Source organism: Ruegeria sp. AO1 (genome assembly GCF_056535985.1).
Genome location: NZ_JBQFJC010000001.1, coordinates 3,472,501 through 3,485,870, shown reverse-complemented (window position 1 = coordinate 3,485,870; position 13,370 = coordinate 3,472,501). Strand labels below are relative to the sequence as shown.

7 protein-coding genes, 1 tRNA gene and 2 rRNA genes (1 of these 10 running past the window's edge) are annotated in these 13,370 nt (G+C 52.4%); all 10 read right to left on the bottom strand.

Features of this window, described 5'->3' with window-relative positions:
- Window positions 1-9 precede the first annotated feature (9 nt).
- Window positions 10-1,932, bottom strand: a complete 1,923-nt coding sequence (locus tag ACR3FB_RS17335; RefSeq protein WP_170472674.1) for a DUF3604 domain-containing protein — start codon at window positions 1,930-1,932, stop codon at window positions 10-12.
- A 256-nt stretch (window positions 1,933-2,188) separates the two neighbouring features.
- Window positions 2,189-3,259, bottom strand: coding sequence for a hypothetical protein (locus tag ACR3FB_RS17330; protein ID WP_480566321.1), 1,071 nt, complete (start codon window positions 3,257-3,259; stop codon window positions 2,189-2,191).
- 352 nt (window positions 3,260-3,611) lie between these two features.
- The gene (locus ACR3FB_RS17325; RefSeq protein WP_480566320.1) at window positions 3,612-3,938 is read right to left on the bottom strand and encodes an ion channel; all 327 of its coding nucleotides are present in this window, start codon (window positions 3,936-3,938) and stop codon (window positions 3,612-3,614) included.
- 32 nt (window positions 3,939-3,970) lie between these two features.
- A complete protein-coding gene (locus ACR3FB_RS17320; protein WP_480566318.1) occupies window positions 3,971-5,197 on the bottom strand; it encodes an HlyD family secretion protein in 1,227 nt (408 codons plus the stop codon).
- Window positions 5,190-5,528 carry a hypothetical protein gene (locus ACR3FB_RS17315; protein WP_425084752.1) on the bottom strand — a complete coding sequence of 113 codons (339 nt, stop codon included), beginning with the start codon at window positions 5,526-5,528 and terminating at the stop codon, window positions 5,190-5,192. Before ACR3FB_RS17315 ends, ACR3FB_RS17320 begins: the two co-directional genes overlap by 8 nt.
- A 747-nt stretch (window positions 5,529-6,275) precedes the next feature.
- Entirely contained in the window at window positions 6,276-7,214 is a 939-nt protein-coding gene (locus ACR3FB_RS17310) for a hypothetical protein (protein ID WP_480566316.1), read from the bottom strand.
- 289 nt (window positions 7,215-7,503) lie between these two features.
- Complete coding sequence (locus tag ACR3FB_RS17305) at window positions 7,504-10,647, bottom strand: adenylate/guanylate cyclase domain-containing protein (RefSeq protein WP_480566315.1); 3,144 nt, start codon at window positions 10,645-10,647, stop codon at window positions 7,504-7,506.
- 785 nt (window positions 10,648-11,432) lie between these two features.
- A tRNA-Met gene (locus tag ACR3FB_RS17300) sits at window positions 11,433-11,509 on the bottom strand.
- A gap of 124 nt (window positions 11,510-11,633) precedes the next feature.
- Window positions 11,634-11,748 (bottom strand): 5S ribosomal RNA (gene rrf, locus ACR3FB_RS17295).
- Between the two features lie 192 nt (window positions 11,749-11,940).
- A 23S ribosomal RNA gene (locus tag ACR3FB_RS17290) occupies window positions 11,941-13,370 on the bottom strand; it runs 1,399 nt beyond the window's last position.

The window sequence follows — 13,370 nt, the reverse complement described above, 5'->3', positions numbered from 1 at the left end:
CAAGACAGCTCACTCGGAAGGCGTATACCAAATCGGTGAGGAATAGGCGCGTTCCTGATGTGTCAGGATCGCGTCCTCAGGTAATTCGGCCCCAAACCGAAGTTTGTCATACAGGATCCAGCGCGGGGTAGGGATTTCGATGGCCCGGACATAGTAGAAGGCACGCTCATTCGGGTCGAAATCTGGATCGGACCAAACGGTGACCAGTTCAGCCGTGCCGATTGTGTTGGTCCAGCTGGCGGTATCAACGTCAACCGTATTTCCAACCGCAGGGATCTTGCCATTGCCGTCCGCAACGCGGTCGTCCGACCACGCTACATCATAGACTTTTTCCTGCATGGCGCCTTCGGCATCCAGCCACCCTTTGACCACCTGCACGCGATCCAGATTGGCACCAACCGGGTCACGCAGCGCTGCGATCAGGAAGGACGGAGCCCCATCCCCTTCGCGTGGACGCAAGTCAGACCCCATTGGGACACCCTTGGTATAGCCAACATCAGCAAGGAAGCGGGTTTCCACATCTGCGTCACTGAAATCCCATCCGCCAAAGAACCTCAGACCAATCCGGGGGCCGGTTGTGGCATATGTCTCGCGCCGCTTGAACGCGTCAAAAATCGCGGCACGCGTGTTTTCGGTCGCCCAGACGGCCGTATATCCGGACGCCACAAGCAGATCGCCGGGGATTTCGCCAAGGTCATTGGCAATGAACGGATGTTTGATCCTTGAGGCCGAAGGTTCGACACTTACGGACTTGCCGAAGAAGTTGTCCTCCTCCGCGGTGGCCAAAGAGGTATGACTGTCTGTCGCCCCTCCCATTCCGAACTTGTAGGGGTTTACGCCGAACTTCTCTTCCAGCATCAAACCGCGTTTAAGCGCTTCGCGGGCATATTCTCCGGCTAGCATGTCATCGGTTTTCAACTCGGTGATATCAAGATTGCCTACGTCCCAGTTTTCGTAGTCTGCAAATTCGTCATCGGGGCTGAGGAAGGGGTGCGCTTCGCCGTCACCCTTGATTTGCGTGACCTCATAATGTGGCTCCCATTTCGCACGGGCTGCGACGTAGTCCTCGTCGACCTTGCCGCCGTGATAGGTATCTTCTGTCGGGAACATCCAACCATTCGACAGGTTGCCGTTATGGGCAAAGGCCACAGCCCGGCCACCGGTTTTTTCCTGATACTCCTCCAACCATGCATAGAGCGACTTGGGATCCGTATCACCATAGGGCGGTTGCGTGACCGGAGGCACCATCTGAAGCGCTCGGATGGGGCCATCCCGCAGCATGACATTGCGGTGCAGGTTGAACCCCTTCGGGACCGAGGTCCACTCGAACCCGATGAAGGCCGTGAACTCGCCGGGGTCATTGTGTCGCTCGGCGGCGAGAACAATATGTTCCCACGTAAACGCAAACGCGTCCGCGCCCGGGCTATAGGATTCCAGAAGCACCTCGGGCAATGTCATTTGCGAAAAATTGGTGATGATATCAAAGGCCGTTTTTCCAGCCTCTTCTCCTCCGGCCTTGTAGCCTTCGTACCATTCCAAGCCTTTGGGATCAGACAGAACGCCCGGCTTACCGGCCTGAAGGTCCGGGGCAAAGCCCATCAGGTCAGTATGGTCCGTCAGGACCATCCAATCCAACGGTCTTGACAGCCGGACCGGTTGACCTGTGGACGAGATGACTTGCTCTCCCTTGGCAAAGCGCCAGGCCTCATCGGGCAGCAATGTGTTGCCAAACGCACCGGCATCCAGCGATAGCCCCGTGTGAAGATGCGTATCCCCCCAAAGTGGACGTTCAGGGAAACTTCGGTTGGCGTAAGGTGAATACGGTTGGTCCTGGAACAAACCTTCTGCGGCCTCTTCGCTTGGAACCGCGTCAGACAGTACGCTTGCTGGTGCCAACACAAGCGAAACCAAACAGACGGATAGCCGAAACATATTCACCTCCCTTTACAAAAAATGAAGTCAGGTACCTTCGGGCACCCTTGCGAAAAACATATTAGAATTTACCTATATCATAGGTCTCTGCTTTCTTTGAAATTTTTTTGAAAGCGTGCGTCAGTCGTAATTTGAACGTCCATCGCCGCCAATTCGATCTGCTTTATGGCGCGCTTTGCTTCGGCCCTTCACCAAGCGGTTCAAGCGTTCCTTGTTGTTCGAAACCCATGCAAAACAAACACCGTTCAAATGCGGCTTAGTCAGATGCCACTCTGGTCCCCAAAGCCAGATTGAGGGCAAACTGAGTGGCGGGGTTCGAATCAGCCCGGGCAAGCATAGCCTCAAACTGCTGGTGTAACTGAGAACTCCCCCATTGCCGCGTTGCAATTGCAATCTGCAGGGCCAGGTCCGAGTCCGTTTCTAAAGCTTCCGAGAAAATCTGGATGATCTGAGGCTTGAATCTTGCCTGCGATTCACCGGCCTCAGCCAAAGCGCGAATAAGCGACTGTCTGTCGACCGACGTCTTTTGCCTATCTTGCAGCGCCAACCCGATTGCGTTGATAGCGGCTTCCTCCTCCGCTTCTATACCGGCAAGTGCCCACTCATGAGAATGTAAGTCGCCCGAGGCCAGCACGTCAGCAAAACGCGCCTTCACGATCGAGCGCGCCTGTGGATCTGTTTGCAGACCCAACAGGCGAATTGCGACGGATCTGTATGGGAAGCGGTTCAAATCGTTGAAGTCCCTCAGGATCTGCTTTGTCGTAGACGTGTCACCGATTGGGCGCACAAGCTTGTAGGGTGCCCGCCCGATTTCTATCAGGGCCGCGTTATGAAGCGCGATGTCCGGGTGCCACAGATATTCGGCAAAAAACTGAACACGGTCCTGAGTGTCCGTTTCGCCGTAGGTCCACAATGCACCGGCCGAGCTCAAATCCTCGAAAAATTCAGCTCTTTCCGGGTTGACCAGAAAAATACGCCGCCATGCCTTCGAGAAGCTTCGATCAGTGCTTTCTTGATAATCCGGCCCGTAGGTCAACAAAACAGAACTTGTAGGATCCAAGCGAAAGGCGCGCCGCGTCACGCTATCAATGAGGAAGGGAATATCCGGCACGTCGTCGAGGTTCTCCCACTGTCCTTTCAGAACCTCGTGCACACCGTATCTGAACGGGTTTTCGGCATCAGGACCTGCCAACACAATGAAATCGGCGGACAGGATGTGATCTGCAAGCGATGCCTCGGGCCGCTCGATACAAACCCCACACGCGTGTCCGGCTCGCGGTTCAGCAAGCCCGAAGATAGTCGCTAATATGATCAGAATTAATCTCAACCTACGGAAAAACTCCTTAAACCAAGTGCAAAGCGCGGTACCATAGGATCAGAGTAGCAGCTAAGGACTTTTTATCCAGCCGGAGATTAGTCTGTGGTTTTTAGCTTTTTGTCTTATTAGACGATAGCTCGGGGGATCTAGCCGCCTTCGATGGGCTGCTTTGTACCTCTGCGCCTCCAGTCAGCGAGAACATACAAAACCGCTTGAAGAACGGCTTGCCAAGGCGCGAGGAAAGTTTTGGTTGTCTTGAGTGGCTACCAAGCTGAAATTCGCTACGGTTGCCGCACTCGTCGTCGTTGGCGGCTGCTACGCGGATAAATCGGTCATTCGCGGTTCTTGAAACCTACACAAATCAAAATTCGATATTCATCGAGGTCTCGACTGCATGTACACCTATACCCACGACAATCCCTGCAAAGATAAGCCCAATAAATGCGTTGATAACCGCCAACGCCCGACTCGTGGGTTTCTCAGGCCTAATGTCTCCGTAGCCAACCGTAGTTGCGTTTATGAACGCATGGTAAAGGCTCGCTCCGGTCGACCAGCCTTCGATCCGACCAATTGATATCCCCAGCACGCACACCAAAACCAACAAGAATACGAGTATCGGTGACAGGTAGATCAGGTCCCAAAGGAAAACTGATAGAAACGTGCAAATGTAGCTGGCGTCGCAACCCATAGCGAAACTCTACCTCAATGCCAGTTGGGGGCCTAGTTGAATACCAATGTCTTGACAGGAAGCAGAATGGCCTGTGCACGCAAGACAATTGCATTTGCTATACCCATGCCATCCACAATCCTTGCAATGAAGGCAGACAGGCCCGTGATCTCACCAGCGTCGATCTCCTTTGCTCGGCTCGTATACGCAACGCCCACGCACGCACTACCTGGCGGGATGCTATCAAGATGCTGAGGAAAAATAGGTGCTAGGAACGCTGTAACTGTACCGGGTCGCGCTCGATCCTGCTGATCCAACAGCGTATCACCCGGTCGGAACTGCCCCGCGGCAATCGCCCCTTGCACGTCATCGACAACCATCGGGACTATGGTCAACGGTTTAGACGCGCAGGTAATTTCCACCAGCATACCCGGCTTTAGTACACTGGCAGAAATCTGACCAAAAGCTGCGATAAAACGCCCCTGTCCCGTAACCTCAGGCACCAAAATCCCGGCAGGGCGTAGTATTGGATTAACGATATCACCCGGCTTGAGGAGAAATTGTGTTACCGTCCCATCCACCTCGGCAAAAACGGTGGATTTTGATATCTCGTTCTCAGCCTCTCTCAAAACCGCACGCGCAGTTTCAAGCTGTGCAGGGAGAAGGGTGGTTTGGCGCAATTTGGCACCGTCTAACGAGGCAATAGCGGCTGCGCGCTGACTTTCTGCGCCGGTCACTGCGGTTTGCAACCGTTCCAGTTCCTGCTCACTAACAACGGTGTTGTTTCGCTCCGCAAGCTCCAGGCGTCGCTCCAAATCGCTCGTCGCCTGAGTAAGGTCAGCTTCTGTCGCCTCAACCCTGGCGTTGGCGCTCGCGACTTCCGTTTCGGTCAGGCCCAAAGCCGCCTCAATCTCTTCGATACGTCGCTGAGCCGTTTCTGCTGCTGCCTCCTGCCGCGTGGTGTCCAATCGGAAAATCGGCTCGCCAGCCATAACGTCCTCATTATTGGCAACGTAGACTTCCGCGACCCGCCCCACGCGATCCGAGAGAATGGTAACTGTGCGAAATGCAGCTGAGACATTCCGCGTTGAAGGGTGGAAATAGAAGATCACCGTGATCAGCGTCACAGCCAGTATTGCACAGGCGGTCAAACCCCACCGCAATTCATACCAGACATTGAAGAGGGTAATTTCCTGGCCCCACCGCTTGCCCTGCTTGTAGCGGCGATAAAGGTAGTCCGGGACGATTGTAATCAGTGCGGAGAAGACCAACTCAAGCATCGTGGCTCTCCGAGATGTCTACGTCGGTCTTGAGCGGAAAGATTTCATGCAAGGGCACGGCGGCGATCAGAATTGCTGCGATCCAGAAAGCGTTGTTGAGGGTGAAGAGGGAGATCAATCCAAGCACACCGACTAACTGCATTTGCACTTTGTGAGCACCTGCTGCCATGCGGTCTGGAATGGCCTGTACGGTGAAGTAAAGCGCACCAAAACCCAGCAGCACTATGACTAGAACCAACCCAACAACGATCAGAAAACCGTCTGTCTCCCCCGGGGGTGTTACCCAAAATGGGAGCCTTGCCATTGCCTCATCAGAAATAGAACTGTTCACCTGCCCCTCCCCGCATTCAGGTAATCACATTCGAATATAACTTATGGAAATCAAGAAAACCAATTTGCGTTGAGGCTTTTGGGTTTGTTCAAACGCACCATCGAAAATTTTGCTAGACCACCAAACTGTGGGTCTCGGGTGCATAGAAACCGCCATAAATATGTTAAGATTACTGTTGGGTCCGTTCTGAGGTTGTAGCTTTCGAATGTATCCGTAGCATTCAAATGGCACGCCATTTCTGCTTTGCTCTCATCCCGGCCCTATGGGTATGTATCGTGCAGAGTTTCTTGTTGCCCGCCCGAAAACGTACCGTTTCCGCTCGTGTTGATTTGACAATGCTTCCAGAGGGTTTGCGTAAATAGGAACACCGCCCGAAGGCGACGCTAAGTGTTTGTTATCTGATACTAAAGATTGGTTGCGGGAGGACGCAACCAGCGTTGTCGAACACCGTTGAAGTATCTACTTAGGAAACGAAATTGACAATAATGGGGCTAGTCAACCGTCAAGTGAATGGGTTTGCAGCAGATGAGATTTAGAACCATACTTCGGCTTCGACTAGCACGATTGCTTTCCACAACACTTGGTTGACCATATTCCTTGCAACTGACCAGTCTTGGTGGCGAAGAATCTCTTTCGCACCACCCAAAGGTTACGGCCGAAGCCGTAACCCTTAATTCCATCGCACCCGGTTCAGCGTCGACTGTGTTAAACATCACGTAAAAATCCATGAGACAAAAACGCCATTTGTTATTGGGTTGCATCCAAGCCCGGCGGAACGTCTTTGCAATAACCACCCGCGCAAAACACACCGCTGCCAGGCATCGAAGCTGGTACCCAGATATCGTGACCACTGACTTCGTCCACAAACCAAATGTCAATACAGGCGTTTTCAACAACCAAGTAAACTGGGTTGTCTGGCGCGAGCGGCACTCCGTCGATTTCCATCAGTACGAGTTGAATCCCGAGCCCTTCAGCTAGAAATCGCTGTTTGTAGTTTCCGTTGTTGGGCGGCGGATCCGAGAAGTTTCCTGCAGTTTCAGTTTCAAGGCTGTTGCCATTCACATTGAAGGTCCAACGAACGTTGATCGGAATCCCCTCGAAAGTATTCGTCTTTGGATCTCGACACATAACAAACTTGGTTGTCCGAATGTCGAACTCACCGCGCCCAAGACCTATTCCTGTTCCCACGTGACGTGCATTCTGGACAGCACGCATGGAACTGCTCCCGAGTACTGGCGTTCCATATAGCTTTTTACCCAATGCCTCACATTTTTCCGCACCGATGGATGTAACGTTGAGAATTGCAATCGCCGCGGCACTCGACATCCCTCCCAAGAGCAACGCCTCTGCAAGAGGTGCTGATGTGTCATCATCCAGGAGCCGTTGAATCTCATCAGGTGGTTCGTTTCTCAAGACCTCAAGATCACCGACAGATTGCGCTGATAGCTCATTTACAGTTTCGAGGCTGAAATTTTGATCGGAAAGTGCCTTTGCAAGCATTCCAAGATCAATGTTCTGTCGTTCTCCACCAGTCTCGGTAATGTAGCTGTAACTAACTGGAGGTAAACGTTGAGCGTCCCGATCCTGACTATGAACTTGGGTCGCAGCAACAGTAGAAACCGCCAACATTGCAGGAGCGATCAGAAACTTTATTCGCTGAATCCCGAAACAAAAACTTGTGGTCATGAAACCCTCCACAAAGCAATAAACCGTCGAAAAAGGCACCAATAATCAACAATTTGCATCTAATCGTAGCGCACGAGCAGAAATTTTCCCTGCAATCCGGGTGCTTTGCGCCACCATCCACGGTGAACATTTTTAGCACATCCAAGCCTAATTTGCACGTGATTTGCCAAGAGTTGGCATTGCGCAATACTCATCCATGGAGTTCGATGAACGAATTTAGATAGTTCGCCGAAAATGCCAAATGCTCGCCGCGCCTTATTCTCTCCGCCGCAATGCTAGGGTCCTGACCCTACATTGCGGCGCGAATGTTGGCCTCAATTCGTGCGGCAACACCCAAATGATAGGCAACTCCGCCCTCTTTCTGGTTCGCCTTCATCTTTTCGATTGCAGCGAGAGCGTTTTCGACGTCACCACCGCAAAGATATGCGTCCGCCAGCAGCGTGTATGCATATTGCGTTATCTGCGTCGAGCCCGTGGACAGATAAGCATCGATCCCCTCCAAAAGGCCGGAGATTGCAAGCGTAGGTTCTCCGGAACGCGCTCGACCCCATGATCGAATGATAGCGCTCCAAGCGTTCCAGTATTTGAAATTGTGCTCATTGCTGATCTTGGATGCTTCTTCAACTAATTCTAGCAACGCGTCAGAGTCACCCAAAGGTTGATAAGACGTGGCAAGAATATTGAGGGCATAACATCGCGAAAACTCGTGCTGCTCGGAGGTCAATTCTACTACTGCGATCTCGATCCCGGAGCGAACATCGAAGGGGTCATCGCCATTCAAGGACCGCGCCCAACAGCGCATCGCCGCATCGACCGGGCCAATGTCAGCAGCGTGAAATCTGAGAACATCCTCGGCCGTGCACTCTCGACGAAATGCGAGCGCGCTGTCAAATCGGGCAATAGCAGCTGAGAACTTCCCCAACATAAACATTGCCATTCCGCGATTGTGGTTGCCAACAGCCTTCATAGTAACATCGTCGCAGTCTTCCGCAATTCGATCAAAATCGTCGCACATCTTAAGCGCGCTCGCAGCGTCACCTAGCATCAACTGCACGCCAAATTGAACGTGAATAGCTAGAAATGCATCCTCAGGTGCCGTTGCCGAACTGAGAAGCAACTCATGCAAGCGAGCCATGTTCTCAAGAACCGGATGCGAGCCAAACGCGCGCGTGTTTAGCGCGACATTAAACATCTTGCGGAGTGCTATTTCTTCGGCCGCACGAGATCTTTGGTCAACCAATTTACTATTTTGAAGCAAAGCATCTTCAAGATGTTGAATTGTCTCCTCAGTTGCAGAGCGATTCGCTGCATGGATTGCTGCGTCTCGCCATGCGTCCCTTGCCTGGGCGGGCATTTCTGCATGCGTGTAGTGCTGGGCAAGTAAATCTGGTTGTTGGAGAGCCAGGTTAGGATAGGAGTCGGCAATCACCTTTGCTATCTGCCGGTGTAGAGTTTTGGCACGGCTTTTTAGCATCAGATCGTAAGCTGCATCTTGTATCAAAGCATGCCGGAACGAGTAGCTTCGATCCGGTTGATTTCCTCGCGGCACGAGAATGTCTACATCAGAGAGATAGTCTAGTTGACTGCGGGCTTGCTCGAAGGATAACCCGGTGACCGCTTGAACCATGGACGGATAGATCGTTCGCCCGATCGCGGCACAAACGGGGACTACTTCCCGTGCCGTCACCAGTCCATCAATCTTAGCGCGTAGAAGATCTTTCAAAGTCGAAGGCAGCGAGATTGGATCAGCTTCACTGCACGTCGAGCCAGGGTTGTTCAAGCGCCGCCGCACCATATGGGCCAGTTCTTCGAGAAACAGCGGAACACCGTCGGATTTTTGAATGATTTGCTTTTCTATTTCAGGAGCGGCTGTTTCACCCGAAAGCTCGTAGCGCATCATTTGGCGAGCACAGTAGTCATCTAGTCGCGGTACAGTAATGGATGTTACGCGTGCTAGCCCAGTCCAACGTAGCTTAAATTCGGGCCGCGACGTGCACAAGATCATGACCCGATGTTGGTGAAGGCGCTCAATCAGTATATCAATCAGTTCTTCAGTAGATGGATCTACCCAATGAAGATCCTCAAACAGCAGTAGTACAGGGCTCTGATCTGAAAGCCGGACAGCAAGATTTACCAATAGTTGATTCAGTAGAGATTTGAGTTGCTCTGGCGAAAGGTCGATTGCCCGATCACTAACACCCGTACGGATTGATAGAAGATTTGCAAATGATGCGAATGCACGCTCATAGTCCGGTCCGGAAAACCAACTATTCAATAGGCGTCTGAGTTTGCTTTCTTGCTGTTCTTGCGTGTCCGAGCGTCGAATTTTTGCAGCTTGGTTAACAAGCGAGACAAGAGGGAATAACGCGTTGCTTTGGTGGTGAACAGAACACTGAAAGTTCAGACGTTGCCCGCCATCGTCGCCAATCCTATTCCATAGTTCCTCAACAAGCCTCGACTTGCCTATACCGGCTTCACCAGAGAGTAGAACAGTTTGTGTTTGGCCGTCACAAACTGACCTCCATCGGCTTTCGAGCAAGCGTATTTCCTCTTCGCGGTTGACCATTGGCGAAATCGCACGTTTTTGACGCGAACGAAACCGCAATCCCGTATCGGGAGATTCGTTGACAGACCAAACGCCTTGGGGTTTCTGAAAGCCTTTTAATTTATACTCACCGAGCCACTCACACTCTATGGACGTGCCCAACAACCTCTTCGTTCGGTCACTTATCGCGACTGTTCCTGGCCGAGCGACAGCCACAATCCGGGCTGCCAAGTTCGGCGTATCGCCGTAAGCCAGCCCCTCGCGCATCGATTGCTCTTCAACAACAAGATCACCGGTAGCTATCCCAATCCTAGCTCGAATGGTGCGGCCCACTGCGGAAAGGTGCTTGCTCAGTCCACCGCAAATATCCAAACCAGCTTTCACAGCTCGTTCTGCATCATCCTCGGCGGCAGTGGGATATCCGAAATAGGCAGTGACCGCATCTCCGATGAACTGAGCTACGTGCCCGTGATGGTGACCAATCGCCTCGAGTGCGACCCTTTGATACTGATGTATCACATCGCGATAGTCTTCCAGATCAAGCTCGCTGGAAAGTGCGGTCGACTCTACTAGGTCCACAAACATCATTGTCAGATGCAGCTTCTCCGTTGTGTCTACTATGTTGCCAGATTGGGTATTGCTAAGTTGGCCGGTAGCACTCTGAATAAGTGTGTTGGTCTTGACTGACGTCAGAGAACTCTTGGAGGCCCCTTTGAGAGTTTTCAAAGCACGCATTATGCGTTTTCGATCACCCACGTTTAGACCCAACTCTGTAAAGTCAACCTCTTCCAGATCTGCTATTATTTCTAGGTCGACAGAGTTTTTGGCGAACACATCATAGTGTTTGTCTAGCGAATGACTTTCTAGCCAGGCTTTGAGTTGGTCCATCTCTCCCCTCCGAACTTCGGAGACAGTCAGAAATTAGAAACTTCTGACAATTCTCAAAGTTGTGAAAACAGCTTTTGAAAGGTCTTGATTTTATTGTGAAAATAGTTCGTGCAGATTAGACCTGATGATAATAACAGAAAACTCGATTTTCTGAAATGGGCGGAAGAAACTCACATTGGTCTGGCTCTATCAACCTGAATCGTACCAGGTTCCCCTGCCCCAAGCGGTCCGAGCGGTTCTCAGCTACCTGCCACTTCTTCCTAGCAATACCTATGTAGTTGCCTATACTGTCCCAGGCCACCACGCTGCCAACCCGCAAAACCAGTGGCTTTTGCGCACCGGCTTGACGGCACCCATAGGTCGCGAGTCCGCTTTTGGATTCGAATGGTAATTATTGCAACGCATTGCCCCACGCTCCTCTTAGGACTATATCACGCTTCGAGAGCGTTGATCATGACGACCCGAAATGCACCATAACTGCACGACCTTTGTAGAAACTCCTTCTTTCCTCTGCGGCACGTCACCGTAGATGGTCTGGAGCCAAATCGGAAACTGCGCGGATGACAATCGAGGCGTCGGCTTTCAACGCCTTCGTTTCCACGATCTCCAACCGGCTTTCCACCAATTCATACTTTCCCACATAAGACGGCGGCTTGCCCAACAATTTGGTCAACCCAGCTTGTAACAACCCTGCCCACTGCCTGAGCCTGACGAGGTATTTTTGCTACAAAAACAGTTCGCTTGACTGTTTGTAGTCTGATCGGGCTGTTTGGATTTTCTGACGCTGGTTGCGGGAGTAGGATTTGAACCTACGACCTTCAGGTTATGAGCCTGACGAGCTACCGGGCTGCTCCATCCCGCGACACTTTGCGTTGGTCTACCGCCTATTCGGCTACTTGAGACCATTTGTTGGCCTACCGCTTACGCTACTTGAGGCCGTGTAGTGTTCTTCTGATCGTATTAGAGAGACTGTGGGCTTTTACTAGGTTTGGCGGTGACCTACTCTCCCGGGGCTTAAGCCCAAGTACCATTGGCGCGGCAGTGCTTAACTTCCGGGTTCGGGATGGGACCGGGTGTTTCACTTGCGCTATGACCACCAAACCGAGGAAAAGCCCACGTCACGTCTTTGCCTTTGGCAAAGCGCGACGCGCAGGGGGAAGCGTCTTTTGTTTACAAAAGGCGCGTTCCTGCACGGTTATATAATCAACCAACATCGCGGCTTGGCGCTACGACGTCATCCATTGTCAAGGTCGGTGTATGCTTTTGGTTTGATTTGTCTTTCTGTTACTGGATCAAATCAAGCCTATCGGGCGATTAGTACCGGTCAACTGAACGCATTACTGCGCTTACATCTCCGGCCTATTGACGTGGTGGTCTTCCACGGCCCTCAGGGAGACCTTGTTTTGAGGGGGGCTTCCCGCTTAGATGCCTTCAGCGGTTATCCTGTCCGATCATAGCTACCCAGCACTGCCGTTGGCACGACAACTGGTCCACCAGTGGATCGTTCACCCCGGTCCTCTCGTACTAGGGGCAACTCCTCTCAAGTCTCCTACACCCACGGCAGATAGGGACCGAACTGTCTCACGACGTTCTAAACCCAGCTCACGTACCTCTTTAAACGGCGAACAGCCGTACCCTTGGGACCTGCTCCAGCCCCAGGATGAGATGAGCCGACATCGAGGTGCCAAACACTGCCGTCGATATGGACTCTTGGGCAGTATCAGCCTGTTATCCCCGGCGTACCTTTTATCCGTTGAGCGATGGCCCTTCCACTCGGGACCACCGGATCACTATGGCCGTCTTTCGACTCTGCTCGACTTGTCAGTCTCGCAGTCAGGCTGGCTTCTGCCATTGCACTCAACGAGCGATTTCCGACCGCTCTGAGCCAACCTTCGCGCGCCTCCGTTACGCTTTAGGAGGCGACCGCCCCAGTCAAACTACCCGCCACGCAGGGTCCCGGATCCGGATAACGGACCGCGGTTAGACATCAAGAGTGCGAAGGGTGGTATCTCAAGGGAGGCTCCACGGATACTTGCGTTTCCGCTTCAAAGCCTACCACCTATCCTGCACATCACAATCCTGATGCCAGTGCGAAGCTGTAGTAAAGGTGCACGGGGTCTTTCCGTCTAACCGCGGGAAGCCTGCATCTTGACAGGCAATTCAATTTCGCTGAGTCGATGTTGGAGACAGCGGGAAGTCGTTACGCCATTCGTGCAGGTCGGAACTTACCCGACAAGGAATTTCGCTACCTTAGGACCGTTATAGTTACGGCCGCCGTTTACCTGGGCTTCAATTCAAGGCTCTCACCTCTCCTTTTAACCTTCAGGCACCGGGCAGGCGTCAGACCCTATACGTCGTCTTGCGACTTCGCAGAGCCCTGTGTTTTTAATAAACAGTCGCCACCCCCTGGTTTGTGCCCCCAGCCCCTAGTTGCCTAGGAACCGGGCCTCCTTCTCGCGAACTTACGGAGGTATTTTGCCGAGTTCCTTCAACATCGTTCTCTCAAGCGCCTTGGTATGCTCTACCAGTCCACCTGTGTCGGTTTAGGGTACGGTCTGATGGAGGGCTATTTCCAGGAACCACTCAGCAGCCCAATCAATCCGATAAGATTGAACTACACTTGTGATCCGTCACATCCTCCTGGCCTAGGAATATTAACCTAGTTCCCATCGCCTACGCCTTTCGGCCTCGGCTTAGGGGCCGGCTTACCCTGCTCAGATTAG